The organism is Mesorhizobium sp. M1088 (assembly GCF_040318575.1).
In the GTDB taxonomy this organism is placed as follows: domain Bacteria; phylum Pseudomonadota; class Alphaproteobacteria; order Rhizobiales; family Rhizobiaceae; genus Mesorhizobium.
Genome location: NZ_JAMYMO010000015.1, coordinates 74,751 through 101,559, shown reverse-complemented (window position 1 = coordinate 101,559; position 26,809 = coordinate 74,751). Strand labels below are relative to the sequence as shown.

At 59.1% G+C, this 26,809-nt stretch carries 20 protein-coding genes and 6 pseudogenes; 8 read left to right on the top strand and 18 right to left on the bottom strand.

All coding sequences use genetic code 11. The features are described from left to right. Positions 1-400: 400 nt before the first annotated feature. The 5 genes from NKH49_RS19195 to NKH49_RS19175 form a co-directional block, all read right to left on the bottom strand. Positions 401-1,585: a glycosyltransferase family 9 protein gene (locus NKH49_RS19195; protein ID WP_352571661.1), complete on the bottom strand. Its 1,185-nt coding sequence runs from the start codon at positions 1,583-1,585 to the stop codon at positions 401-403. Between the two features lie 583 nt (positions 1,586-2,168). Next, a complete protein-coding gene (locus tag NKH49_RS19190; protein WP_352927327.1) occupies positions 2,169-4,235 on the bottom strand; it encodes a carbamoyltransferase family protein in 2,067 nt (688 codons plus the stop codon). A gap of 844 nt (positions 4,236-5,079) precedes the next feature. Continuing rightward, entirely contained in the window at positions 5,080-5,502 is a 423-nt protein-coding gene (locus NKH49_RS19185; protein WP_352480554.1) for a type II toxin-antitoxin system VapC family toxin, read from the bottom strand. Next, positions 5,499-5,765 carry a type II toxin-antitoxin system prevent-host-death family antitoxin gene (locus NKH49_RS19180; protein WP_023679089.1) on the bottom strand — a complete coding sequence of 89 codons (267 nt, stop codon included), beginning with the start codon at positions 5,763-5,765 and terminating at the stop codon, positions 5,499-5,501. The genes NKH49_RS19185 and NKH49_RS19180 overlap by 4 nt, the downstream gene beginning before the upstream one ends. A gap of 195 nt (positions 5,766-5,960) precedes the next feature. Further along, a complete protein-coding gene (locus tag NKH49_RS19175) occupies positions 5,961-6,113 on the bottom strand; it encodes a hypothetical protein (protein ID WP_352907486.1) in 153 nt (50 codons plus the stop codon). Positions 6,114-6,152: 39 nt separating this feature from the next. Between NKH49_RS19175 and tyrS the strand changes: the two genes are divergently transcribed. Beyond that, the gene (gene tyrS / locus NKH49_RS19170; protein WP_352927324.1) at positions 6,153-7,412 is read left to right on the top strand and encodes a tyrosine--tRNA ligase; all 1,260 of its coding nucleotides are present in this window, start codon (positions 6,153-6,155) and stop codon (positions 7,410-7,412) included. Between the two features lie 50 nt (positions 7,413-7,462). Here the strand turns inward: tyrS and NKH49_RS19165 are convergent. Continuing rightward, positions 7,463-8,623, bottom strand: a pseudogene (locus NKH49_RS19165) (IS30 family transposase). Positions 8,624-8,822: 199 nt separating this feature from the next. On the opposite strand from NKH49_RS19165, the gene NKH49_RS19160 reads away from it, so the two are divergent. Together NKH49_RS19160 and NKH49_RS19155 are read left to right on the top strand one after the other, a co-directional pair. After that, entirely contained in the window at positions 8,823-9,026 is a 204-nt protein-coding gene (locus tag NKH49_RS19160; RefSeq protein WP_352644029.1) for a hypothetical protein, read from the top strand. A gap of 188 nt (positions 9,027-9,214) precedes the next feature. Beyond that, a pseudogene (locus tag NKH49_RS19155) lies at positions 9,215-9,712 on the top strand (transposase family protein); the annotation flags it as partial. Between the two features lie 3 nt (positions 9,713-9,715). Here NKH49_RS19155 and NKH49_RS19150 read toward each other — a convergent pair. The 3 pseudogenes from NKH49_RS19150 to NKH49_RS19135 all read right to left on the bottom strand — a co-directional run. Next, positions 9,716-9,970: pseudogene (locus tag NKH49_RS19150) on the bottom strand (IS481 family transposase); the annotation flags it as partial. 408 nt (positions 9,971-10,378) lie between these two features. Then, positions 10,379-10,983, bottom strand: a pseudogene (locus NKH49_RS19140) (Tn3 family transposase); the annotation flags it as partial. A gap of 27 nt (positions 10,984-11,010) precedes the next feature. Further along, positions 11,011-11,208 (bottom strand): annotated as a pseudogene (locus tag NKH49_RS19135) (leucine zipper domain-containing protein); the annotation flags it as partial. Between the two features lie 139 nt (positions 11,209-11,347). Between NKH49_RS19135 and NKH49_RS19130 the strand changes: the two are divergent. Continuing rightward, positions 11,348-13,009: a tannase/feruloyl esterase family alpha/beta hydrolase gene (locus tag NKH49_RS19130; protein WP_156937414.1), complete on the top strand. Its 1,662-nt coding sequence runs from the start codon at positions 11,348-11,350 to the stop codon at positions 13,007-13,009. A 250-nt stretch (positions 13,010-13,259) separates the two neighbouring features. On the opposite strand, the gene NKH49_RS19125 is transcribed toward NKH49_RS19130, so the two are convergent. Genes NKH49_RS19125 through NKH49_RS19115 form a run of 3 tightly spaced genes read right to left on the bottom strand, consistent with a single transcriptional unit; the run spans position 13,260 to position 15,054 of the window. Then, positions 13,260-14,408: a site-specific integrase gene (locus tag NKH49_RS19125; RefSeq protein ID WP_352927321.1), complete on the bottom strand. Its 1,149-nt coding sequence runs from the start codon at positions 14,406-14,408 to the stop codon at positions 13,260-13,262. Between the two features lie 2 nt (positions 14,409-14,410). Beyond that, a complete protein-coding gene (locus NKH49_RS19120; protein ID WP_352927318.1) occupies positions 14,411-14,797 on the bottom strand; it encodes a type II toxin-antitoxin system VapC family toxin in 387 nt (128 codons plus the stop codon). Continuing rightward, a complete protein-coding gene (locus tag NKH49_RS19115; RefSeq protein WP_023804176.1) occupies positions 14,797-15,054 on the bottom strand; it encodes a type II toxin-antitoxin system VapB family antitoxin in 258 nt (85 codons plus the stop codon). Before NKH49_RS19115 ends, NKH49_RS19120 begins: the two co-directional genes overlap by 1 nt. A gap of 237 nt (positions 15,055-15,291) precedes the next feature. On the opposite strand from NKH49_RS19115, the gene NKH49_RS19110 reads away from it, so the two are divergent. From NKH49_RS19110 to NKH49_RS19095, 4 genes and pseudogenes are all read left to right on the top strand, one after another. Next, entirely contained in the window at positions 15,292-16,245 is a 954-nt protein-coding gene (locus NKH49_RS19110) for a DUF1403 family protein (protein ID WP_352927315.1), read from the top strand. A gap of 5 nt (positions 16,246-16,250) precedes the next feature. Next, entirely contained in the window at positions 16,251-16,976 is a 726-nt protein-coding gene (gene scpB / locus NKH49_RS19105; RefSeq protein WP_352642689.1) for an SMC-Scp complex subunit ScpB, read from the top strand. Further along, complete coding sequence (locus tag NKH49_RS19100) at positions 16,966-18,999, top strand: nuclease-related domain-containing protein (protein ID WP_352927311.1); 2,034 nt, start codon at positions 16,966-16,968, stop codon at positions 18,997-18,999. Before scpB ends, NKH49_RS19100 begins: the two co-directional genes overlap by 11 nt. Positions 19,000-19,274: 275 nt before the next feature. Next, positions 19,275-19,418: pseudogene (locus tag NKH49_RS19095) on the top strand (SMC-Scp complex subunit ScpB); the annotation flags it as partial. 1,131 nt (positions 19,419-20,549) lie between these two features. On the opposite strand, the gene NKH49_RS19090 reads toward NKH49_RS19095, so the two are convergent. The 6 genes from NKH49_RS19090 to NKH49_RS19065 form a co-directional block, all read right to left on the bottom strand. After that, positions 20,550-21,296 carry a hypothetical protein gene (locus tag NKH49_RS19090; RefSeq protein WP_352642693.1) on the bottom strand — a complete coding sequence of 249 codons (747 nt, stop codon included), beginning with the start codon at positions 21,294-21,296 and terminating at the stop codon, positions 20,550-20,552. Positions 21,297-21,305: 9 nt separating this feature from the next. Next, positions 21,306-21,377 carry an excalibur calcium-binding domain-containing protein gene (locus NKH49_RS19085; protein WP_352927334.1) on the bottom strand — a complete coding sequence of 24 codons (72 nt, stop codon included), beginning with the start codon at positions 21,375-21,377 and terminating at the stop codon, positions 21,306-21,308. Positions 21,378-21,853: 476 nt separating this feature from the next. Then, positions 21,854-22,168, bottom strand: a complete 315-nt coding sequence (locus NKH49_RS19080; protein WP_352642695.1) for a hypothetical protein — start codon at positions 22,166-22,168, stop codon at positions 21,854-21,856. Positions 22,169-22,679: 511 nt separating this feature from the next. Next, the gene (locus NKH49_RS19075) at positions 22,680-22,919 is read right to left on the bottom strand and encodes a hypothetical protein (protein ID WP_352642696.1); all 240 of its coding nucleotides are present in this window, start codon (positions 22,917-22,919) and stop codon (positions 22,680-22,682) included. A gap of 32 nt (positions 22,920-22,951) precedes the next feature. Next, positions 22,952-24,262: a S8 family serine peptidase gene (locus NKH49_RS19070; RefSeq protein ID WP_352642698.1), complete on the bottom strand. Its 1,311-nt coding sequence runs from the start codon at positions 24,260-24,262 to the stop codon at positions 22,952-22,954. Positions 24,263-24,450: 188 nt separating this feature from the next. Next, entirely contained in the window at positions 24,451-26,520 is a 2,070-nt protein-coding gene (locus tag NKH49_RS19065; protein WP_352642700.1) for an N-acetylmuramoyl-L-alanine amidase, read from the bottom strand. Positions 26,521-26,809 lie beyond the last annotated feature (289 nt).

Sequence of the window (26,809 nt, the reverse complement as noted above, 5' to 3'; positions counted from 1 at the left end):
CATTCCGGCAGGAGCGGACACAGTCCATTATCACAATCACAGGATCAGCAGATCCAGCTTTTTCAATAACATAGCGAGGTGTGCATTATGTCGTGGGATCGGCCTGCCCGGTGATGACGAGGTTTTCATGCGCCTTCAGCCAGGCGCCTTGGGCCAGCTGTCGCTTGGCACTTAATTGGGGTCTCCCTCACTTTGTGTGGTTCATCTGCTGTTAGTGGCGCTGTCGCTATGGACGGGCATGCGAACGAAAACGAAATGGTCGCCCGGCCCAGGGGGTGACATCGCCACTGCGGTCCTTCGACCAAGTCGATTCAATTCTGAATTTCGGCCTTTAGATGTTTGTAGCGATTGAATCAGCGACCAAGATCCGGGCAATCGCGGTTATGGTGACCGCGAGCCACTAAGCTTGTGCCGTACCCTTACAATGATTCATCAAGGCGTTTACCTCGGCAATCACGAGATCCGGCGTGATGTCGAACTTGCATCGGACTTTGACCGGACAATGCCGCACTTGGTCCAGACCACACCCGCGACATTCAATAACACTCATAAGCATGCTGACCAGGGGACCTCGAAACCCCCAAATCTCCGGTAGATGTGACGCCGTGAAAATGCCGATAGTAGGGCGGCCAAGCTGGGCAGCGACATGCCCGGTGCCTGAATTGTTCGAAACGACGAGCGCGGCCGAATTCACGAGATAATTGAATTCCAATTCCGACAAGTCGACAGCCGTCCGAATGTTCGCGGCTCCACGATCCCGAGCTATGTTCGCAACCTCCTCAAGCGCTTCCAGGCATTCGCCACGGGCAACGAGGACCACCTCACCACGGGTCGAAAGAGCAGCGACAACTTTGCCAAAACTTTCAATCGGCCAATCTCGCAGGCTGGAATTGGAGAACGGAGCCACGACAATCGGGGCATTGCCTGTAGTCGAATTCTGTGGGTGACCCGCTCCGCTTTCGAAATAGGCAGCTGCCTTTGCGACCAGAAAGAGGAGGATTTCTGACACATGCTGGAGACGCACCTGCTTGCGGTCAATGAACCAATCAAGCCATCTACGAGGGATTTTGTTAGCAAGCCCTATTTTTTGGACCAGCTTGTAGAGGATGGTTCTGCGCAGTTTCAGATTGAATGGCGCTATCGCAATATCGATCTGATGCATGCTGTACGGATCAACTATCGCCGCACGGTGCCTGGCGGGGACTTCAAGCAAGATGGGCCTTGTTTCTTCCGGAACACGCATATCAATGGCAAGATCAAACTCGCCGGTCAGCAGCGGCCTTATGTCGGCGGCTTTTTTGCGCGTTTTGACTTTTGGGTTGCGAGGAAAAAAGTCAAAAGCAATGTGATCGTCGGCGAGGTCGAACTGTTTTGCAGTAGCGATGTTCCAGCTTCCCACCACCAGCGTAATGTGGGCATGCGCAAAACGCTGACGAAGGTCCTTTAGGGGCCCTAGAGACATCCAAAAGTCGCCGACATGATCAAGCTTGAGGACCAAAATTCTCATCCTTGCGCTTGACTGTTCCGGCTCTTCCCAGCTGCGGTATATAATTTGATTGCGGTCGTGCTTTGTAAAATATGCCATTGCCATTCCGAAGATTATACGGTCAACACTGATAGCCCAGTGACGCGTGTGTAGGGTTGGAGTGCTCCCCACTTGTCCGCGTCTCCGCAAGAATTCTGCCATCAGATCCAAGCCGCGCTCCAGCAGGAGCTGTCGGGCGAAGTCTGCATCTCTAGCGGTGGTAGCGCGCCAAGAAGCCAGCTATGTCCCGACCCGCAATGTGAAGGGCTTCGTCACGGTCTTGCATGCAGTGAGTTCGAGAAACGCCGAGTAGACGGCGATCGCCAAGCCGCCGTCCCCAGATCTCGAGCATAACGGCAGTGGCCTCGCTCTTTGGTCGATGCTGATCCTGAATGAGACCGTCGCCGCCGGCGACGACATCGCCGGCCGGATTGACCGTCTCCGGCACGCCCTGTCGCTGTGGTCCCGCATCATGGTGGTTAACAAAGGACCCGCCGCAGGCGCTTTTTTCTGCGCGTCCGGGTCGTCCAACATGAAGTGGACGAAGCAACCCTGTGATGAAGTCGACCGCCAGCCACCCGTGGGGGTGCAAGCGGCGGGGAGTAAAAACATTTTTCGCCGAGCTTGGATAGCGGCATCGCTATCACGCTGAGAGCCTGTTATGCTGGTACAGCGTTTGATCGCAGTCTTGATCCATGCGAGCAGCTTGTGAGGGATGCAACCGAACGAGGCGCTGCTCCCACAGTCGTCGCAGGCCCTCCATCACAGCGTCACGCTTAGCCTGATCCGGCGCAATTGTATTGAGGAGATCTCCCAACATGGCTTCGCCCTCAATCCGCATCAGCAGATTAAACAAGTCGTGCGAAATTCGCACACTGTCACTGCTGAAGTGGGTCGTGCTGATCTCGCAGTGAGTCTCCCGACGATCTGGCGCTTTGTAAGCGCGGGTTTGATGGAGGGACACATAGGGCGGCAACGAAACCGCAAGCGCAGTCCAATCCTGCAGCGTTGCAGCCCGCTTCTTTACCAGGAAGGGCCCGACGACAAGTCCATCCAGCTCTGTCGTCAGAAAGGTGGCAATTGCGTCCGCAACCGAATCCACGATCGGTTCGGCATTGTTGTTAAAGGACGTATTGAGCAGAATTGGAGTGCCTGTGCGCTTCTTGAACGCATTGATGACCTCCCAGTACGCGGGATTGGCGTTGCGCGATACTGTTTGCAGGCGAGCGGTACCGTCGACGTGCGTGATGGCACCGAGCAAGGCGCGCTTTGAGTCACGCACGCGAACGACGAAATTCATGAATGGAAATTCGTGCCTACCGTCCGGGAGGTCGAAAAATTCGCTCGCATCCTCCTCCAGCACAGATGGCGCGAAGGGCCGATAGCCTTCGCGCTTCTTGACCATCGCATTGATCCGGTCCTTGTTTGCGGCGGGCCGAGGGTCGGCAAGAATGCTGCGGTTGCCCAGCGCACGTGGCCCAAACTCCGAACGACCCTGCACCCAGCCGATCACGGCGCCGTTGGCGATCCAGTCGGCTGCACTGCTTGCCACGTCATCAGAGCGTTCAACCTCGAGATGTCCGGCCCATGCATTCAGTTCCTGTTGCACGGCGCGCTCGCTCCCGAGATCAGGACCCCAATAGACCTCCTGCAGTCGCTCACACGGCGCGGGGCGGCCCATCTCGTTAGAGACTATCAGCGCAGCTCCCAATGCGCAGCCAGCGTCGTGAGACGCGGGTTGCACGAAGATGTCTTCGAAAAGCCCTGAATACAGCAGCTTACCGTTCATCGTGCAGTTGTGGGCCACCCCCCCCGCCAGGCACAACCGCTTCATGCCCGTGGCCTCACGGTGATGCCGGAGAATGTGGAACACGATCCGCTCAAGCGCTTCCTGCAGTGACGCACTCACATTTCGATGCTGCTGGGTGAAGGGCATTCCCTTTCGCCTGACCTCGATATTGCGGAGCAACGCCGGACCGATGCGGTCGAGGTGAACACGGTAGCCACCGCCGTTGGCGGAGAGCTCGTAGAACTGCTCGAAGAGCTCGCGATAGGGAGCGGGGTCGCCGTAGGGCGCGAGTCCCATTACCTTATACTCGTCGAACAAGCCGTAGCCGAGATAGCGGATCGTCTCGAGATAAAACAGCCCAAGAGAATTGTTCTCGGGGAAAGCCTCGAGTTGCGTAATTTCTGTGCCAGACCCTACCGCCACGAGGCCCGATAGGAAATCACCAGAGCCATCAATCGCTAGAATGAGACTTTGTTCGAAGCCCGACATTGCAAAGGCGCTCACGGCGTGCGCCTGATGATGACTTACGAATGAAATACGCGAACTGTCCAACTTAGTGCCGAACTCACGCGTTAACAGATCCTGCACCAACGTTTTAGCACTCAACGGAATGGAGAGAATGTCCGGGTGGGATGCGGACATACTTTCAAGCATGGCGTTGGCATAGGGCTCGCTGGCGTAGAGCGCGACACGATCAATGTCGTTGAGCTGAACCCCCGCCGCTGACAGACAGTATTGAATCGAACGAATTGGGAGCTTGTTGGAGTGTTTCATCCGATTGAGGCGTTCCTCTTCGACGGCTGCTATCACCCGTCCGTCTCGGACGAGCACCGCGGCGCCATCGTGCATAAAGGCGTTCCGAAGCTCGAATCGGTTTTCATGGACTTGGTCAAGTCCGCCGCTAATTCCTAGACACAGCATTTCTTTCTCCACATAGTGACGGACAAGCCAAATTGGCCTGCCTCAGACCGTTTCCAACTAAATAGGCCGCGTTGTCGCTTGCAGCTGCAACCGCCTGTCAGGCATACCCGGCATCAAAGAACGCCTCATAAGGGTCCGCCTGAATCAACATGAGATGCTTCGATCGTGGCGCCTGCCGTTCCATGACGCCGAGAGCTTGGCTGGATCACCGCGCCGTGAACTGGCCCGATTTCATTCCCCGAAAGACCGTCGCACAGCGAGTGACACGTGCTGCACTGTCCACCTGCTTCCCGGTCGCACATCCGATAACGCCTTCGGCTGTGCAGGAGGCCGCATCGCGTCATGCGTCGGCCAAACATGGCACCGACTGGAAGCACGGCAATACCGCGTAGATGTAAAGTGCGCTGATGTTGTATGGTAGCGCTGCCGGCCGGGTCTCCAATCCGCTGCCCAGACGAGCCGACCGGATCTGCCTGCGGCAATAAGCCCGCCCACAAGCAGAATCGCGCTGGGCAGCGGGCTCGCCTGCAAGACTTCGCAGCTCAGGAACATTGGGGACGACTAGCGTCGAACCGCCGACATGGTCGGCCAGTTGCAACTCACTTCTCGGCACGACCTCCACTGCACGTCAGGGCGCATGGAAGATTTTCTCCTTGGATGGGTGATCGGTGCGGACGTGCTTTTGTCCATGCAAGATTTCCGAAGAGTTATGAAATCGTTTGTTTCGATCAAAGTCATCCACGCTATGAATAGCTGACGGACATGCGCTTCAAAGGGCTTCAGGCAAACCCACACTTCTTTTTCGAAATTCGCTTCGAGCATTCGGGATGAGGTGCTGGGCGATTCACGCAGTCCACGGATCGAAGAGCTCTATTCCGAAGCCTTCGAAATCCTTCATATTACGCGTTGCCAGAGTGAGCTCCTGGGCAATCGCTGTGGCTGCGATCAATCCGTCCATTGACGTCAGCCCGCGGCCGCGGCGCTTCGCAAGACCCATCAGATCGCCCCAGGCCAGAGCAACCGGCTCGTCGACGGGGAGGACTCTCTGCTCGAAACGCTGAGGCAGGTCTCGGGCAAGCCATTCGGCCAGCGCCTCACGCTTCCGACCCTCGCCCATGAGAGCAACGCCGCGCCGGATTTCCGCGATCGACACCACGCTGATGAACGAGCGATCCTCGTCGAGCTTGTCCAGCCATTCCAGAACGCGTGCGTCCGGCGCCGGCCTTGTCACCTCGGACAGGACATTCGTGTCCAGCAGTAGCCTCACAGCGGCAGATCACGCGGTTCATCGCGTTGACGCTCAAGGTCGAGTTCCGCGCCGCGTAGCGGCGACTCCAGCAGAAACTCCGCAAGCGTACCCTTGCGCACCGTCTTGCGTTGCCATTCCTCGGCGGAGACGACAACGACGCTTGGCCTACCGTTGCGCGTGATCGTTTGCGGCGCCGCCTGCGCACGCTCGATGACTTCCGACAGCCGCGCCTTGGCCCGAGCGACGGTCCAGTTGGCATCCTCTTTTGGAGCAGACTGCATTCTGGCCTCCGTGACCATTGTGACTACGGTGACTATATAAAAATGCATAGTGACCGCAACAGGGGAGGGGGACTTTTTTCTAGAGCCCGGACGCCTTGGTGAGATGTTGTCGCAAAAGTTGAGTTCTGCGACGGTGCAAAAGTCAGTTGCAAAATCGTCGCGACAAAGGCTCGGCAGCTCCCCGAAGTAGCCATTTCAGATTGCTTGCAGGTGCGGATAAAGTCCTTTATGCATCGGCACATGATCAAGTCCGCGCCCATCGCTGCAATCTATTATGCGACGCTTCCATAAGGAGCGGCGCGTTTCGATCATGCCTTGAAACAAGCCGCCGTCAGGCGGCTTGTTCATTGAGAGGACCCCCTGGCGGCAATACCAGGAGGATTCCCTATGGCACTTCCCGATTTATCAACCGGTCATTCCGAACCATGTTCGGCCGCTTTGAAGACGCTCATTGAGCGCGGCTATGTAAATCAAGGGACCGACCTGCCGGGTGTCGATGCCGCCTTTGAAGCAGGCGTCGTACCCGCTTACGCTGGTTTTGATGCGACGGCTGACAGTCTTCATGTCGGCCATCTTCTTCTGATCATGGCGCTTCGTCATCTTCAGCAGACTGGCCATAAACCCATCGTTCTCATTGGGGGTGGGACCACCCGCATCGGCGATCCCAGCTTCCGTTCGGAGGCGCGGCCGATGCTGACGGACGAGCGGATCGCCGCCAACATTGAAGGGATCAGAAAGGTCTTTGACCGTCTCCTTGTCTTCGGAGACGGCCCGATGGATGCCGTGATGGTGAACAATGCCGACTGGCTGGACAGCATTCGTTGGATCGACATGCTGAGAGACGTCGGCAGGCATTTCTCCGTCAATCGGATGCTCTCTTTCGACAGTGTGAAGTCGCGGCTGGAAAAGCAGGAGAATCTGAGCTTCTTAGAATTCAACTACATGATCCTCCAAGCGTTCGACTTCCTTGAGCTATCCCGCCGGACCGGTTGCCGTTTGCAGATGGGTGGAGCCGACCAGTGGGGGAACATCATCAATGGCATCGACTTGATACGGCGGACGGATGGAAAGGAAGTCTTCGGAGTGACTACGCCGCTTCTGACGACTTCTTCAGGTGTCAAGATGGGTAAGACGGCTGCCGGAGCTGTGTGGCTCAACGAAGATCGCCTTTCGCCATACGATTACTGGCAATTCTGGCGTAACACGGAAGACGCTGATGTCGTTCGGTTTCTGAAGCTTTTCACCGATCTGCCGATGAACGAGATCGAGCGATTTGGACAGGCTGAAGGAACCGAGCTAAACGCCGTCAAACAACGTCTCGCCAACGAAACTACGGCCCTGGCACATGGAACTAACGCCGCCAAACAGGCGGAGGCCACGGCTAGCCAAGCATTTGGGCAGGGCGAAGCCGCAGAGGGGCTACCGACGCTTCATCTAAATGACGCCGAGGGGTTGGCCGGAGTAGCCCTTGTGGATTTGCTGGTACGCGCCGGATTGACCTCCTCCAAAGGGGAAGCGCGAAGGGCGATCTCGGGACGAGGTGTGCGGATCAACGGCAACGTCGTCGAGATTGATACAATGATATCGTCCCAAGACCTCCCGATCCGGCTTTCGCTCGGCCGGAAGCGCCACACTGTTGTAAAGTAGGGTTTCAGCAAATGCTGTCGCAGAAATTCTGCCCGCTTAGCGGGGTGGGTTCAACTGATCCCTGCAACACACTCCGCGAACTTTTCAGCTGGGGTTTGATAAAGCAAGGTCTTTCGCGGCCTCTCATTGAGCTGCGGTGCGATCGCGCTGAGCTTAGTCTGGCTGTGCAGGGATAGATCGGTTCCGCGCGGCAGATATTGGCGCAGTAATCGGTTGGTGTTTTCGTTGGAGCCGCGCTGCCACGGCGACCGCGGATCACAGAAGTAGACCTCGACGTCGGAGGCCAAGGTCAGGCGCTGGTGATCGGCGAGCTCTTTGCCTCGGTCCCAGGTCAACGACTGGTACAGTTCGCCGGGGAGTTTCCGTGCCTGTTTGATCAGTGCCGAGACGACGCTTTCGGTATCCTTGTTGGCGACCTTGACCAGCATCACATAGCGCGAGTGACGCTCGACCAGCGTCGCAACATAGCTGTTCCTAGATCCACCGATCAGGTCACCCTCCCAATGGCCGGGGACGGCACGATCTTCAACGGATGCAGGCCTTTCGCTGATAGAGACCGCATCCTTGATCTGGCCGAGCCCGTTCCGCTTCAGGCTGGCGTGTTTGGAGCGACGAATGGTGCGCTTTGGCCCTAAGATGCTCAAGCAGTTCCTTTTTCAGCACCCCACGCGCCTGGATGAACAGGCTTCGATAGATTGTCTCATGTGACACGTGATTATGCGGCTCCCCTGGGTAGGTGCGCCTGAGCCAGCCGGCAATTTGCTCGGGCGACCATTTCCGCTGCAGCTTGGCCGATACTGTCCGGCTCAGAAACGGGCGGCAAGCCAGCTTGCAGAGTTTAGGGCGCAGGGCCGCCGCCAGGCAGCCTGATCGGACCGTGCGGCCCGATACCTATCCGGACCACCATTGCGCCGGACTTCACGACTGATCGTGGATGGCGAGCGACCCAACCGGCGAGCAATCGAACGCAGCGAACAGAAGGTACTCAGCCCTCTGGAAATCTCCTCCCGCTCACTAAGACTGAGCGCTTGGCTTGCCCGTTTCCGAGCGGCCGGACGAATTCCGCCTGTCGGCGAGATCACCGAAAAGACCGACGAGGACTCCCGATCAAATCGTCGCCCGATCGAACTCATCGACTCGCCAGCCTGCCAATGATCCCAAATCTCAGACCGCTGAGCTGCAGAGTAATAGATGCGACGTCGCTGCTTCATGCCCCACACTCCATCTTTGACAAAAGACTAGTGTGTTGCGTTCACCTGTTGAGCCCACCGGATAGTGCAGACATTCGCGTCGAGTTCCTGAGGAATGTCGAGAGACATTCCTCAGGGGGTAGTTAGAGCCGGGCAAAGGCAGCAAACTGGCCGGGTGGGTGCTTGGCTACTATATCATTAACATGTAGGAGGTCGAGCAGTGAGCATTGTCACGCTTCCATGCGGCAATGGGCGGGCCGTTTCCTTTGATGTGATCGGCATTGGCGGCGACCGCATTTTCCTTGTCGACCTGCGCAACGAGTTGAACAGGTACGCGTCGGTGGTCGACGCTGCGCGCGAGGTTTTCCAGTTCTGCAACGCTAGCTGTGGAATCGGACGCATTATTTGCGAGGATACCAATTGAATTGGGACTGGCAGGAAATCGTTCCCGAAAAGGCCGCATTCGCCACTGCACCCTACCGAGGCAAAATTCCGCTCATGGTACATTTCAAAAGCTTGGCACCAGGGCGAGGCATGCCCGGTGGTAGTACCTAGCTGTTTGATCCCGGACTTTAATGGCGCATCATTGCCGTCCGAATCAAAGGATGCGCTATGGGACAGGTTCTACACCGCCGCGCCACGACGACAGAGGCAGTCCGTCGAGCGATACAGCATAGTGAAGAGAGCCTGAGAGCGCTGGCCAAGCGCTACGGCATCGATCAGAAGACCGTTAGAAAGTGGAGGAACCGGACCTCGACCGCCGATCTTCCCACCGGCCCGAAGAAACCAAGATCGACAGTGCTGTCGCTCGAAGAGGAAGCGGTGATCGTCGCCTTTCGCAAGCACACGTTGCTGGCGCTGGATGATTGCATCTATGCCCTACAGCCCTCGATCCCGCATCTGACGCGCTCGTCGTTGCATCGCTGCCTTCAGCGCCATGGCATTTCGCGGCTGCCGCAGGACGCCGACAAGCCGGCCAGGAAGAAGTTCAACGCTTATCCGCTCGGCTATTTCCATATCGACCTCGCCGAGGTGCAGACCGCCGAGGGCAAGCTGCGCCTTTTCGTGGCCATCGATCGGACGTCGAAATTCGCCTATGCGGAATTGCACCCGACGCTTGACGGTGGCGTCCTTGATGGTCCGATTCATCCGCTCGACCTGGCCGTTCGCCCAGGGATGGTTGATCTTTGTGAGCCGGTGCTCGATGCCATGTTCGTCGCAGATGCCGTCGAAGATGTGCTGAAGGGCATGCCGCTCGCAGGTCCGGTTGGTGAACTGAATGCCGTTGTCGGTCAGAATGGTATGGATGGCATAGGGCACGGTCGCGATCAGGTTGCGAAGGAATCGGGCCACCGCCATCTTGCCCGCCCTCTATGAAGGTGCAGGGTTCCAGCAAGGCGGAAAAACTTACTTCGAAATTCGCCGCTTGGAGGACGCTTTGGGTCGATTTTCCACCTTCCCTGACGGCCCGGAGGGGTGGGAATCGGCCGCTCGCGTCGTCCCGGCTGCCTAGCGTGGCGGATGAATTAACAGCCAGCGATTTGGCTCTTGCTCGACGAACTCTTTCTGGACGTGCCTGAGCACGTTCCGCTGCCCGGCAAACGGAACCATGTTGACCGCTTGATCGAAGGGGACCCACTGAAACTCGCTGTGTTCGGCATTCAGTCGCACCGTCTCTGTCGACCCCGCGAAACCCACGAAAACCGGCAGGAGGCTAATGGCGTCGCGGTCCGCTTCATAGAATTGCTCGCATATGTCGGCCGAATAGAGCCTCTGCAGCGTCAAGCCCGTTTCCTCCTTAGTCTCTCGCCAGGTCTTCCTTACGATCCGGTCATGGGTCTCGACCACGGCATCGGCGACCGCCGCCTCCCATTCCACGGCGCAAACGGCAAGGATCGCCCAGCGTCGATCCGAGCTGATATCGCGCAAGCCATCGGTGAAATAGCGCTCACCCTGCCGACGCAGGCGAGCGATGCGGTGTTGCGGATGCCGGCGAGCACTTGCGGATCAAGACCCACCGCGCAGGAACTCCAGTCGGTCAAGCAGCCGGTTTGCCGCCGCGGAATTGTTGCCGAGCTCGAACTTGCGAAGCAAGATGAAGCGGCTTATGTTACCGGCCAACATTTCGGTCAGAAGCCCATCCAACCGCTCGCGCGCACCAGCATCCAGCTTTTCCGCAATCCGCGTTTCGATCCGGCGCTCGGCGTCGACCAGGGCGTCCGCGCACAAGCGCTCGATTGTCGACACGGCTGGCAAGATAGTCAAAGTCTCCCTCCACCGCGCGACAAAACGCGAGCAAGGTCCTCGTTCGATCTGGCATCTTCAGCCTGATCGAAAAGCCAATCCCGCAGATCACGGGTACCGCGCCGCTCGATCGTCTCAATAACCGCCTGAGGCGTCGGCCGGCGCAGCCGATGAGGGCGAGATGAGCGATCCCGCAATCCTGGCATTTCCTCGGCGCGATACCGGTCGAGCCATTTGCGAACCGTCCGCGGGCAGACGCCTGCGGCTTTGGCGACGGCCTCAGGCGTCTGTCCGCTCTCGACCTGCATTACAATTCGCTCTCGACCGAGCGGCGTCACACGGGTACTCTTATGGATGTTCATCCGGTCCCACTGGAATCACTGAAGCTTCGACAACCTCAGCTTTCCCGGTTCGGACCGGATGGATAACCTTCTGAAAGCTCACAACTAGCTACCAATGCGATCAGCTTTCGGGCTATCGGGGCATCCAGGGAGGATGGGTATGTTCTTGGCTAACGGGCTCAAGCTGCGGGACCGCGGGTGCACCCTGGCACTGATTTTGGCGATCATATGTGTATGTGCGCCTGCACTGGCGGCAAACGCGTCGGATCAGGCGTGCCGGTCCATCGCCAAGCTCACAATTCCAAGCGTGATCTTTACCGAGGCTAGCCTTCAAAAGCCGCAGGAGATCCCCGCAGATCCCTTCACTGCATTCACCGGCGCCTCGCCTCAGGCGGTAAAAGTGGGCGGGCACTGCCTTGTCCGAGGTGTTATCGGGAAACGCCAGGGGGTCGATGGTCAATCATATGGCACCCGGTTTGAGGTGCGTCTTCCGACGACCTGGAACGACATGTTCCTTTTCCAGGGCGGCGGCGCAGTTGATGGCTTCCTGGCGCCGGCCGTCGGGACCATTCCTTGCCGGAACTCGACCGCGGCTCCCGGGCTCTTGCGCGGCTACGCTGTTGTAAGCATGGATGGCGGGCACCCAAGCCCCGATCCGGCTTTCGGGGTCGATCAAGCCGCACGCATTGATTTTGCGTACGCCTCCATTGGCAAAGTCACTTCGGTCTCGAAGCAGGTGGTGGCCAAGTTCTATGGGGCGGCTCCGAAAAAGTCGGTGTTCATGGGATGCTCGAATGGCGGTCGTGAGGCGTTGATAGCGGCTCAGCGATATCCGCTCGAGTTCGACGGGATTGTTGCAGGTAGCCCGGGTTTTCGTCTCAGTGCCGCCAACATTGCCCAAGCCTGGGATACTCGCGAGTACATGAGCATCGCTCCCAAGGATGAGGCCGGCCATCCCATTCTATCCCGCGCCTTCTCCCAGCAGGATCTGAACCTCGTCGCCAACGCGGTTCTCGCTGCCTGTGATGCCCGCGATGGCATTGAGGATGGCGTCATCAACGCCTGGCAGCAGTGCCGGTTCGACCCAAAGGTCCTGTCCTGCCAAGGCGATAAGACGGACAGCTGCCTCACGGCTGGTCAAGTGCAGGCCATGAGCCGCGCGTTCGCGGGTCCGGAAAGCTCCGATGGCGAAAAGCTTTACAGCGATTGGCCATATGATACGGGCGTTGCGGGCGCGGACTGGAGAATGTGGAAGCTGGGCAAATCCCCCACTTCCCAGTCGGATGCAAACAACATCGTTCTGGGAGCCCGCTCGCTTCAATACTACTTCATGACGCCCCCGGCGCCGAATTTTGACCCCCTGAAGTTCGACTTCGACAAGGATCCGGCACGCGTTGCGGATACGGCCAAGCTCAATGATGCGACCGGCACGTATCTCGCCAGCTTCGCTGCCCACGGTGGAAAGCTGCTCTTGTTTCAGGGACTTTCCGATCCGGTCTTCTCGGCCAACGATCTGGTGCGCTGGTACAAGCAAGTCGTCGAGGTCACAGGCGGCGGCGATTTGGAAGCGACTCGCCGTTTCGTGCGCATGTTCATAATCCCGGGGATGACCCACTGCGGCGATGGCCAAGCCTTCGACGACTTTGATCCTTTGGCCGCCATCGAGGGCTGGATAAACCAAGACAAGGCTCCGGACTCTCTCGCGGCTGGCAGCAAGGCATTCCCTGGCAAGCACCAGCCGATCTGCGCTTATCCCACTCAAGCTGCCTATGACGGTAAGGGAAATCCCGATGAGATCGCGAGCTATTCGTGTCGGGGATAAGAGACCTCGTCATTTGTTCGCTTCAATCTGCGCGCATTCCCGGAACAGGTCTCCCGGACCAAGGATCGGTTGGAAAAGCTAAACCCGGAATTTGTGGGCCGTGCCATAACGCAGTTGATGATCATGCCTGACTACGAAGCGTCGGCCGCCGATAGTCTGGAGCGCTCGCTGTGCTCGAGGAGGTATTGTTATCGCCTGAGATCTGACCGCCTCATCCCAGCGGACAAAACGGGGCAGGGGAGGGGGCTTTTCAGAGCCCGGACGCCTTGGTGAGATTGACGCGGAAACGATCGCGCCGGCGCTGATACTTTCGAGTCATCTCGGCCGAGGCGTGACCGAGCTGCTGTTGCACATAGCGCTCATCGACCTCGGCCGACGAGGCGAGGCCGGCGCGCAGTGAGTGGCCGGCGAATTTCTTGGCCCGTTCGCCCTCCGACAGATCGCCGCGCACGCCGGCGGCGAGCGCCGTGCGCTTGACCAGGCGTGCGACCTCCTGGTCGTTCAAGCGATCGGCACCGACGGCTCTGCCTTGACCAGCAACGCGCCGGAACAGCGGTCCGTGCGCAATGCGCGCCAGTCTTAGCCAGGTCTGCAGAGCGACCACAGGGCAGGTGCCGTCGGAGGAGCCGCGGCCGATTTCGACCTCGCGCCAGCCGGTTTTGCCGCGCAATGTGACAAGCAGACCCTTATCGGCAAAAATCTCGACCCAGCCGCGTCCGTCCTCGGTCTGATCCCTGCCGACGTCCAGGCCGACGATTTCGGATCGGCGAAGGCCGCCGGCGAAACCCAAAAGCAGCATGGCGCGGTCGCGCAGACCACGCAGCGTGCCGCGGTCGAGGGTCTCGAGCATGGCGATCAGATCCTCGGGCAGGATCGCTTCCTTCTGCCGGGGAGGGGAGGCGTGGGTGTTGCGGATGCCGGCCATGACCGTTGCGATGTGGCGGTCCTTGCGGTCCAGCGGTTCGCCTCGCTGCGAAAAGTTCCAGGACAGTGACGAAAGGCGACGCTCGATCGTCGCCACAGAGTTTGGTTTTTTCTCCCTTGTTACCTTTCCGGACGCGCAGGCGGTGATGTAGAGCCCGAGGGTCTGCGGATCAGGTGGGAGCACTTCCAGACCCTGCCGGCGCGCCCAGGCGCAAAAATGCTTCCAGTCGGCGGCGTAGGCGCGCCGTGTATTGGCCGAGCTGGCCGCCTTGACATAGTCGCGGGCGTGGCCGGCAAGCTCTTCCAGATGGCCGGGAAGGCTACCATGTCCCCGTGAGTGCATAGGCGGCAGGGGAGGGGAGGGGGATTTTTCGCCCTCCTGTGGATGCTGTCCCATTTCCATCACGACATCGATGATGTCGGGAAGATCGTCCCCTCGGGGCGCTGCAGTTGATCCCGCACCGTCGCCAGCCATCGTTATGCTGCCTCGATATCCGTCTGGGAAAAGTCATTGCCGATAAAGAGCAAGGGCTCATCCGCCCGTTTGGCCAACGCGTAGGAAAGGCAATCGGCAAAATTCAGGGCGGCCGGGTGGCGGCCTTTGCCGTAGGTGAGCCAAGCCTGCGTTGCCACATCGACGAGATCGGCATCCACGGCGATGATGTCGGCCTCGATTTTGCGCAGCCACAGATCGATCTCGGCCAACGCATGCTCACCGCGCCGGCTGACCAGCACCATGCGCGCCTCGAGCACACAGGTTGCAGGGACCAGGCGGATTTGGTTGGTGACGAGCGCCTTCTCAAGCCTCAAGGCATCTGGTTCGTTGCGCAGGATCGCGACGATGGCGGAGGTGTCGATCACCATCAGTTCGGAATGCCGTGCTCGTCATAGCCGACGATCTCTTCGTCACTGCGATGATCGAGTTCCGGCAATCGCGCCACTCTTTCCCGGATCGCCCGCAACTCGCCGAGCAGGCGCTCCTGGGCCACGTCACCGTAACCCATTCGATGCAGCCGCTCGCTCAGCGCCTGGTGAATGGCTGCAGTCTTGCTGATACCCTGGCGGTGCGCGAGTTCGTCGGCGAGAGCGACGGTGGCCGGGTTTTTGATATTCAGGGACACGAGAGGCTCCGAATTTCTACCTTTTTGGCAATTTCTACCTAATCTTTTGATTTCTGTCAATTAGGAACGATAATGCAACATTATCGTTCATTCTATCAGCACGACAGGCACAGCGCTTATTGTCCATTTTTGTTGCTAAAAGCGCCGCCATGATTCATCGTCGTTCGGATGATTCTGCGTCCCAAACCCTCTCCGCGCCACTACGCCCCGCTTGGCGGTGCCCCTTCGACCGCGCCGATGACAACGGTGCCGGCCTGGCTGCGCCGCGCCGTCCCGGATGCGCAAGCCCTTGCGAGCAAAGATGTAGAGGATGTGGCGCTCGTTGTCGGCGCTGCCATCGACGCGCTTGACGCGGTGGTCCGCCGGCAGGAGCGATGGGCCGGCGCCTGGCGGCAGCGGCTGGCGCTTTCGGCGGCCGCGGCAACGGCAAAACAAGCCGGCCGCGTCGAGGATGAAAGCGCGCTGCGCGACGCCGTGCTGCTCACACGGCCGGGCGATTTTTTGTCCGTCGGTCCCGCCGGATCGATGCTGCTGGCTTGGCGCCGGCTGGCCGGCACGCCTGCCGAGAAACTGCTGACCGAGACGAGCATCGGCGCGGTGCTGGATGACCTCGGTCTCCGCCGCGACGACGAGGTGGTCAGCGACCTGGCGGACGATCTTCGACAGCTTTCCGCAGGTATCGGAATGGTCGGCATGCTGACCGGCGTGTTCACGGCGGCCGAAAGATATGGTTTCGCACGAGTCTTCGGATGCTGGCTCGCCGACGCCCTGCTGGCGCAGCGGCTGGGCTGGGCACATGCGGTGCCGCTGCTGGGCGCTGAAGCGGCCTTGGGCGCAAGCGCGCGCCCGCGCCGATCGGCAGCCAGCTCCGTGGCGATAAGCATTGGGACAGACCCTGAGCATGCGAAAGGTCTGCTTGCCGCGCAGGCGCGCGCCGCGCTGCGCGCTATTGATCTTTCCGCGGAGCTCGAGCGCCGCGCGGACCGGCTGCTTGCCGTTGCGCCGAAACTCCGGGCCAAGGCAGCGGACGCTGTTGTCGACAAGCTCCTGTCTGACGATGCGATCGTTGCCTCGGAAAAGATCTCAGGCATGAGCGACCGTGGGCTGCGCCGCCTGTTCGACCGGCTGGTCGAACTCGGCGCCGTCAGCGAATTGTCAGGCCGATCGACCTTCCGCATCTACGGGATCTGAAAGCGATGGCGGAAGCAACGCGCAGACGGCGAGGGCGGACGGGCGAGGATGGTTTGTTCGACCGCGAACTCGACCATCTGCCGCCGGAGGCGCGCTGGCGGGAATGGATGCATCGCGTCGAGGCGACTATTTTCGCGGCGAGCGAGCCGGTCACCCGCGAGACACTCGCCCGCATTGTTGGCAACAGCTGCAGCATTGATATTCTCATCGACGACATTCGCGAGGAACTGGGCGGCCGGCCCTACGACCTGGTCGCCGTCGCCGGCGGCTGGAAGCATCTGACCCGGCCTGCCTATGCCGACGCCATCCGCACCGCAGTCGGCGGTAACGAACGCTCGGCAGACCTCACGCATTCAGAGGTGCTGGTGCTGATGTGCATCGGCTACTTCCAGCCGATCACCCGCGCCGAGTTGTCATCTTTCTTCGGCAAGGAGATCAGCCGCGATTTTATTGGTCATCTGCGCGGCGCGAAGCTGATTGCGTCCGGTCCGCGGAGCCCGACGCCAGGCGCGCCCTACACCTACGTGACGACCAAAGAATTCCTGCTGGAGTTCGGGCTCGACACGCTGCGCGACCTGCCGGATTTCGAGGCACTCGAGGATGCCGGGCTGCTGTCGAAGGAGAGACTGCTGGCGGGCGACATCATGCCAGACTTTGCCGGCGTCCAAGAGGACATCGGAGCCGAAGCGGACGAAAAAGCGCCTTGGAAGCACGAGAGCGATGAAATCTAAAACGAAAAGCCTTGATCGTTCCGCCGTGATCAAAGCTATCAATGCTATGTCGAGCGTTGACCTCAAAGCTCAACTTGATGGGGTCCGTTTAACCAAACACGAGCTGAACGATCTCTTCGGGTTGATGGCAAGGTGTTCGCAACTTTTCTTCCGTGCCGAGAACCCATTGCGCGAGGCGGGTAGGGATTCCTTTTTGGACTCCGTGGCAGAATCTATCACCGAGCGGGTCGGCAGACGGGGACATGCCCGAGCTGCGGCTTTTCGTGAACTCATTCGGCTGATCGAAGCCGGTTACCGCGATGTCGCGTACGGTCTGCGGACGGCGGCGATTTCGGCGTTACCACCGGAACGACAGCTCATCGCGGTGATGGAGAGGGCGGCATTTGATCTCGATGACCTCAGGGACAGTGTGGCGCGGGGTCTGGAAAAGCAGCCCGTCCTTGAGGACCAGATCATCGCGATCGATCGCGAGGGACGTCAATTCGACGCTGACGGCGCGCTTGCGGCTTATGTTGGTCATGTTGGGGCCGCACTACGGTTGCTTGCCGGCCGAATGGATTCGAGCCCCAGCGCAACACCGCTCAAAATCCCCCCGCCGGGTGACGCTACTGAAGAGGAAATATTCAAGGCGGGCACGAGCTTGCTATGTGCGGGCGCCTTCAGACGTTGGAAACGAGTCGAAGAACGACGTCGCTTCCGGGGCGGCGAGTTGAGGGAAATCCGCCCCCCGCATCTGCCGCCAAGCGTGGCGCCCACCATCGAGGTCATTCGGGAATTTCGGCCGAACTCCCAGGTTGAACTTCTCGATTGGGTCGCAAACGAACGCTTTAGGGATTTCCTCCATAGGCAGGTCACCTCTGCATGGTTCGAGGAGACAAACCGCGGCTTCGCAGGGATCGATAACGCAGCCGCGCTAGCCCCGGAGGGGTTTGTTTCATTGCAGGAGAGGGCAGCGTTCAAGGCGCTTCTTGGTCTTCTCTCGCCTGATCCATTTCGTGACGGGCAACGTTTCCAAGGCCTCACGATCGCCGAATGGCTTCGCGGCTACGCTACGCTGAACAGTCTCGCCACCGATGCGCGGGAGCGAAACTCCACGCCTCGATCGCGCTCGCTACTGATGTTTGCCGAGGGAGAACTTGAGACGCGCCTTTGCGGAGCCGGGCTGCCGAAAGCTGCTGTCCCGACCTTTGTAGCCTCGGTCACACTGCGGATGAATAGTGATGACCTCTTTGATTGTCCGGTGGTGCAGATCACCGACGGCCGGCGGCTCCTGTTTACGCCAGCAGCAGCTGACGCAGATCTCACTCGTATCATCCTCTCAAACCTCGGTAGCCTCGGGGAATCGTTCGCAGCCAAGGGAGGCAGCTTCGAACGGCATGTCATTGAGTTCTTCAGAAGTTTGGGCTTTCACACGTTCACTGTGAACGAGAGAAAAGCCTCTTACCAAATAGATGCTCTCGTCGCCTGGGAGGACCATTTATTCCTATTTGAGTGCAAGAATGAGTGGCTCTCGGAGGCCTCCCCCGTTGCCGCGTTTAATTTCGAAAGGTCCAAACAGAAGCATGTCGAGCAAATTCTGCGACAGGTCGATGGCATCAGGCGGCATCCTGAAATGGTCATAGCTGCTGGCGGCGTCGATCCCGCTTCCAAGACGGTTGTTCCGGTCTTGCTATACGCCTTCCCTTACTCCGAGCCGGATCCAGGCCATGGTGTGTATGTGAGCGACTGGTCCAGTCTCACGCGGTTTTTCGAAAGTCCCAGTTTTCATTCGGTTTCGTCTTCACCCGTCCGAGGTTCAAAACTTCGACGCACAGCGACTCATCGGCTTTGGGAAAATGAGAGGCCAACACCAGCTGACCTTTTGCGGCAGCTAAGAGATCCTCAGCAAGTCCGAATGATGATCGAGCGGGCGACATTCAGACATGACGAAATATGGTTGGCTGACCACCGCTACGCTCTCTCCTATGACCTGTATCGGGAGCCTACGAAAGCGATGCTCGTTGCCGTCGCAGCGGAAGGCTAAACTACGGGCGTCGGAGGCCGCTGTTGGGTCTATTCCATCGGAGTTCGTCCACGCGCAATCAGAGTCGTTGACGCGGCGAAATTACGAGGAACTTGATCGCAGATAAACGAATCTCAGTCGGCGTATGCAGTTTCGGACTTCCAATCGATCGCTGCGCCGACACGTTTTTCGATGATCGCCAAGGCATCCGCGCGGCCGGCGATGAGGCCAAGCTCATCATGACCCCATATTTGCGATTTCGGGCACGAGGTGGGCTCGCAGTTCGGCAATCCTGGCAAGGCGAGCCCACGATCGCGTCTGGTCCGCGCAGCCCGACGCGGGGCGCACCCTACACCTATGTGACGACAAAAGAATTCCTGCTGGAATTCAGGCTCGACACGCTGCGCGACTTGCCGGATTTCGAGGCACTCGAAGATGCCTGATTGCTGTCGAAAGAGAAGCTGTTGGCGGGGGATATTTTGCCGAACTTTGGTAAGACGAGCGCGACGAGGGCGCGTGACATGATGAGGAACGCCATCCTTGGACGTATGTCTCGCACTTCTTCGCCAATGAAGCGTGAAGTGACCGTCGTCGTCGCAGGGCTGGAGACCAAGAGCGACAAGATCCGCGCGCTGCTACGTCTACGTGTTCGTGGTCGACAATCTCATCAAATACATCGGCGTAAGTCGAGCTGGTATCCGCAGCCGCTTGTCGAACTACCGACTCGGCCAGTCGGGGCAAAAAACCAGCGCCCACGTGAACCGGATCATCAACGAGCACGTAACGGCAGGCACAGTCGTCGAGATCTAATGCGCGATGCCCCCTGCGCTCGAGTGGAACGGTTTGCCGGTGATCTCCGCCGCCGGGCTCGAAGCGGGGCTGATCAAGATGATCCAGCCACCGTGGAACAAGAATTGGTGTGGAGAGTTGGATGGCCAAGCGTGGCGACGAGTCGCTATTGATGCTGACATTATGGATTTCGCGGCGCGGCTATCATCAGGATCTCGCGTGGGACGAAGGGCGACCCGGTGGCGAGCGTCGAACGCATGCAATGGTTCGAACCGGACGGCCATGAATACACAGGCTATACGGATGCCGTGACGGACCGTCGCCGGCCCGCAGCGGACGTGCTCGCCCAATATCGAAAAGCGACTTTAGTTGCGGTGGTGAGCGAGGGCCTATGGAACGCAGCCTTGGGAGAATTGGGCAGCGAGCATCGCTAGAAGGCGTTCAAGTTTCCGCGTATGACACGCATCAGTATGCCCTGCTTTGCGAGATCGGGCTCAGCTCCCTTTGCGTGAGGCTTTCTTGGCGTACCAGGTGCGAGTTTCGGCTGCGTCGGTCCTGAGGCCAACGAACACCGCCGTGACACCTGTTGTTTCATCATACTCCTGCGTTGATCCGTATTTTGAAAGCTTGATCGAGTAAACGAGCCGCTTGCCAAGAAGGGAAGCATTGCGGACCGTCGAGACGGCGACGGTTGTATTAGCCGGCGTGGAGGCGCTCCCAGTCTCATTATACTCCCCACAATCAATTACTCAGATCGCCGAACCCCTTCGGTGGAGTACAACTCAGAATGTAACGCGAGCCACGATCTTGGCGGGCTTTGCCGCGGCAACCGCAGGCCCGATCGTCTCCGGGAGCCGGAAGATTCTCAAGTTCTGCTCCTTGGTGGTCGACCCTGGAATGGCAGCTTCCGCGGCAGCGATGTCCTTCGCGCTGACCTGCAGCGACTTGCACGCTCCTTTCTCATCCCAAAGGTTCTTCGCAACCACGCTTCCGACGGCAGAAGTTATGGCACCTGGCGCCACGTCGTCGGGAGCCACCTGCCGTGCTTTGATCAATGCCTTGATCGCTTCACCAAGAATTTCGGCTGAATCGTCGAATTCGATTCCGCGAACCTGGTCGAATCTGTTTTCGGTGCTGCCATCTACTATGCAGTGGTGAGCGATGAATACCCAATCGTGGATCATGTAGGCCGGCGCGTAGCCCCAAGGGGACAGGCCCTGGAAGACTTGGGCGATCTTCGGGATCGAACCGCCGTCCGTGTACATGAGACCCGGCTGGATCGTGCTCCCCGGAGAAGATGGATATGCGCGATGGAAAATCAATGGATCCCGTGGGTCGGGCACGAATAGGAAATTTCCGTCGCCCGAACTGTTGCCCTCGCCAACCCACATGACAAAGAGGCTGCCAGATAGCCGCCCTGTGGTGAGCTTCTGATAGTCAATCGAACTGCACCCGGCCACGATAGCGGCGACCAGTCCCAACAGCCCTAGAGCTGCTTTTTCCAGAACACCATCCCTAACGATCGACATGATTCCCCCCTAGCACAAGTTTTCACACGGAATGCCGTCCTTGTCGCGGTCGAGCTTCCTGCCCCATGAGCAGTTCTGCAGGTTCCAGTTGGCTTCGTCTGACGTTGCCCCCAGTTTCTATCCAGTTTGAGTTCGTTTCCGGCGTGGGTTGTGCCCTGCTGGGCGGGTGAAGCGGCGACGGGCGCTGGCGCGGAGCGGTTGGCTCCCTTCCGGTCGCGCATTGTCTCCATATCCAGCGCGCCAATCCATGGCGCCTGAAACGGCCCGACCCACAGTCCGACCTTCGCCTGCTGCCCTGCATAGGCACCGTGACTGTAGCGGGGCCAGTCGAGCGCTTCGCCGTGCTCGACCATCCACCCGGCGACGCTGACGCCATCGCGTCGGCCGTCGCCAACAAAGCGGCCGTAGCGATCGCAACTGACGAATTCGCAGCGTACCGGCCTCAAGGCGGCCAAGAACCCGTCGAGTGCTGCCGCATCTGTATGGTACCTGCACCACCGTTGCACTCCAGCGACGGATTCGTTTTGGCCTCTACGGTTCGGCACTACGTCAGTGGCTTAGTGGCCGACAAAGTCGCCCGGCCGCTCGGCTTTCTGTGCCAGATACTCTTCCTGTTCGCCGGCAGCCTCCGACACAAGTTCGCCAGCAGTCAGGGTTGGCCCCGCTCCCTGGAGCGCGTTGGGGAACACTGCCACGATCGGTCGATGGTCGGAGAAGCCTTGGGCGTCCTTGTCACAGTATGACGCGTCGGGAAATTTGATCTCCGCCGTTGCCCCTTTGGCGAGGGAGGTAGGCGCATACACTTGATCGAGCATTGAGTTGAAGGAAGGATCGCATTGTGTCTTGATTGGATTGTGTGGTTTGACCCACACAAGGTTGGCGCCTGAAGTCAGATTGTTGAACGCGTCTGCGTGTGGTCTTGAGCTGACGGAGTTTGTCTGTCCGGTACACTATGCCAAGGAAATCCGATTCGCGGTCTGAATTGGCTCCACTTTCGCTAACGATATAGCGCCATCTCCCGCCTTGGGCCGCCGCCGCCTCAACGTATGCCTTCAGCGCTTGCGCGCTCTCAACCTCCTGCAAGGCCAGGATGTCAAACGCGCCGATCTCTCCGATAGAGATAGCGACCTTCGCGGGTTGCGTATCAGTATCGGACTCGGTGTTGAAAGTCGCAACGGTTAGGTCTGCAGCCTGTGCGATCGAAGCAATTAAAGCAATTACTACGGCAACGAAAAAACTTAGCATGACGTTCCTCCTCACTGTATCATCACAGACGAACATGATCATCTCGAAGTGAGTTGCTGAAATTTCAGACTGGATGGACCCGCAAATTGAAGAAGACGATGGTTCGCCTCCTTCTTTGCTCCTGGTCAGAGAAGCCCGTTACCAAGCCTTATCTGAGTCAGGTGGACCAATGTCGACGTCTTGATCCGGGGAAACGTCCGCAACTCCTTTAACGCGCCGTACCTTGCCGGCGACCGCTGCCTCGGCGGTGCCGGCGATCACGCCGATCTCATCCATGGTATTTTCGACCTGAAACCCGAGTTGGAGCAGGTCTGTCTTCAAGTGCTCAAGAGGGCGTGCACCCGACGAGGTTACAATCCACTTTCGTTTCTCTGCCATGACTATCTCCTGTCGGGTGCATGCCGCGGGCTCTACGCCGGCGCTTGGACAAGCCCTCGGCCGACCTTAGCCTGCGGGAACGGAAGCGGCCTTGCCGCCTGCAACATCCGGTTCCACAGCGCTTGCCCTCGAAGGCTCGGACTCGTTTGTGCCCAAAGTGCCGCGCAGCCCGCGACGTGGGGCGTTGCCATGCTGGTGCCGCTCTTCGTCCCGTAACGCGTGGGCCGCGGCACAGATGAGAACACGTCGCGCCCCGGCGCCGCAATCTCCATTTTACCAAAGTTCGAGAAGTTCGAAGGGACAAGAGTTTGATCGAGGGAGCCCACGGACATGATGGTGGGTGAGTTGGCGGGGGCCCCGGTGTTTGAGCTCGCGTTTCCTGCAGCTGCGATGATAAGGCAGCCGCGGTTGAGCGCTGCTTGGCCTGCCGCCGTATAGGCCGCTTGGACTGGCGATTGCGAACCAAGCGACATGGATATCACAGCGCATCCATTGGCAATTGCCCAGTTCATTCCAGCCAGCACGCTCGCACTGCTGCCGTTGCCCGAGTTGCTGAGGACTTTGCCGACAAAGATTGAAGCAGAATGCGCAATGCCATAGCGAGGGATGGAGCCTGCGGGAGCTTTCGGTCCGCAAGCCGTACCGATGCAGTGTGTGCCATGACTATGCAAGTCCTGGACTGGTTGCCCGACAAAACTGCTGGTCACGATCGGCCGACCGGCGAAGTCCGGATGCCCGAGATCCATACCGGTATCGAGCACCGCGACCTTCACACCAGCGCCAGAGCGCGAACTTTGGGGGATGCGACATGTAACCAGCCCCCACGTGGCACCAGCCACCTCGGCCTCGAAGTCGAGCTCTTCTTTCCGCATCTGGTCGAGCTCCAGCCCAGCGATAATCGCTTCGGTCGCCTTGAGGAACCCGCGTAGGTAGTCCGAGGTTTCCTGCTGTGCGAAGACGAAGTACTCGTCCTCGATCGTTTGTATGGCGCTGTCTGAGGCGGCTTCGGCTTCAATGCTAAGTCCAGCAGTCTGCATGCCAAGATTGGAAACCACCGCGACGCCAATTTCAGGCAAGACGATGGCGTGTGCATCGCCAACATCCGCGATCTCGAGAGACTGATCGGCAAAATCGCGGGCGTCTGCGGTCCGCAAGCCGAGTGACGTGAGGTTGTCAGTCGGGCTGCCGGCGCCTTCCTTAAAGGTGACGACATAGCGTCCTGTCCGCAACGTGCCGTCACCACGTGCGGTCGCAGCCAGAAGCAACTCGTCTATGCTGCTACTAAGATTCGGTCCAGGTGTGGCCTGAGCGGACACACCGGACCCAACTGTTTTTTTGGCCATTTCGCTTCTCCTCTTGATGAGCGTCCGGTCACGCCATTTGCGAAACAGGATCGGGGACGCATCCGACCTGCAATGCGCTTCGCAGGACATCAGGTTGTCGAATCGTGGTCTTGTGATCGCGGCCGCCAAGTTGGTGGCTTCAGCTAGAGCCGAGTGTCTTCGGCGATCGCAACCACACGATCCGTCGGCTAGACGATGCCGCTTTCAATCAAATATGCGCAGGCGTCCCCATACCATTTGGCCGCCCGATCTAGATGATCGTCGTAGGCGCGCAAACCCCATGGGCTGTGAGCGCTGTTGTACAGTCCGCCCGCGTTGAACGCTGCGGCGACGAAGATTGGATCGAAGCCGCTCGCGCCGAGCCGTATGCGGATCTCTGCGGCACCAAGATCAAGGTTGGTTGCGAACTCATATAACGGATGATCAGCTGGCCTGGGCTCGGGCTTGGCCGGATAAACTGGCGCAACCGCAAACGGGTCGTAGTCCAGCCCGAACTGCGATCCCTTGGAACGAATGACCCAGCGCGCCGTCGTGCCCAGCGATTGCATCGGACCTGCCGAGTAGTCGCCAAGAGTCGGTGGATTGACGTCATCATTCTTGACATGCGCTTCCCACCGGAACGTCTTCGGGCCGGTGAATCTGTGTGCCTTGTAGATGTGGGTCTCCGTGGCGACCGTCATCAGAAGGAGCGCGGGTGGAATTCCATGCTTGGCGCTCGCGACAAGCAGTTCGGAACCCATATATTCCATGATCTTGCGCATCGTATCGAGGCTCTCCTCCCAGCGTTGCTGCTTGACCGTGCCGTTTTCGCGGGTGGCAAGGCCGCGCTCGTCGTATCGCCACTCCCTCGTTCCTATGCCGAACGAATGCCAACCTTTCTCATCCATTGGCGGAATCGCCGTCGGCGCGAAAGCAATTGGAGGAAAGCTGACTGTCTGGACGCCGCTTGATGGTGAAAACTTCAGGGGGGTCACGACCTGATCTGCGTCGAGACGTATGGCGGACACAGCAAGGTCAAGGAGAAGCTGACTGGGATTTCGCAGCCGGCTCGGGCGGGGGTTGGCCTTGGGCCAGGAGTAATTCCTGGTCGTGCCGCTCGCATAGGTTTCAAAATGCAGCATGTTCAGTCGGCCAACAGTGCCGATCCTCTGGCCGGCACCGACCCGATCGCCAACGCGAAGGCCAAGCGATGCGAGAGAGTTGGGCGCGACTTCACCATAGTTCACCACGTACCCATCGTGCTGGACCAGGAGGGCGTAGGTGTTCTGGTAGAAGTGATAGAAGTTGACGATCCGGCCGTCTTCCAACGCAACGACCGGGTCCCCTTCCGAGCAATAGAGATCGATCGCGCAGTGATAACGTGTGCCGCCGTTTCGATCAGCAAGGAAGCGCCGCGAGGCATTGGCACCGAAAGCGCCTCCGCCGACAAGAAGCGTGTTGACTTCCAAGGCGCGAGGATGGCGGGTCACGACAGGCCAATAGGGGGTGGTTGCGGTCGATGCAGCGAAAGCGATCGGGTCTGCGCTTGGTATCGGCCGCGCTTGCATCGCTGTTGGCCCTGCATCGGCATGGGTTGAGAAATGCTGTGCGATGGATGCGAGGATTGAGTCGGCGCCATCAATCTCCATCGTTCTGGTCGCGGGCGCCGACTTCGGCGCAGCCGTGAAGCGGACTTCAGCCATGGCTCGGCCTCGCCTGGCATAGAAGCCGACACGCTCGAGAAATGCCTCCCAGCCGTGGGGTCGCCCACGCAGGACGCTGGGGCAGTTCTTGCCTGTCCAATCATGATGCTGACGTAGGCCATCGGGCACGGTGATGCCGAGTTGCATGGCCAGGAAAACGCAAAGCCGCGCCGCGCGATCGTAGGCGGACATTTCATCCATGCCTCGGTGCATGCAGATCTCGATGCCAATGCTGGATGCATTGGCGGCGGCATGCGCGTGCCAGCCAGTCTCGTTCACGGGAAGATGCTGGTAGACGTCCTTGTCGTCCACGGTGAAATGCCATGACACCCGGCGGGCAACCGCGTCGGGGCTACGAATGTAGCGGTTATGTGCCGCAGCATCGGCGCCGGGGCCAGGATTGTCTGTGTTGTGGATGGTCAGGGTGGTCGGCCGGATCCGCGTTCCCGGTCGCGTCGGAAATCCTGGCGGCAACAAGTCAACAATGATGCCGAGTGGATTGGCAGATGCGGCGCCGTCTGCCCTGCGTGCGCGGGGATTTGACCTGACTTCTGTTTTCGGTGCTCGAGTATCCACGGCATCCTCCTTTGACAAGTATCTTGATCGCCGGAGCTCTTCGCCTGCGGTTTGCAGATGGCTCCAACAAGATGCCTATGATCCTAGATCAGGAAAAAAATCCCGACCGTGAAAACACCGTGAAATCAACTGGGCTAGCTGTGAGCACTTGCCATTGTGCTTTGTCCGCATTGACCGTCCAAGAAATGCTCGCCGAAAAGATTAGGCTCCCTTCAACAGAGTGGATTTTGGTTCTCCACGAGCGCCGCCAGCGCGACTGGAAAGTTTACTCCTCCCGGTGGATAGCGAG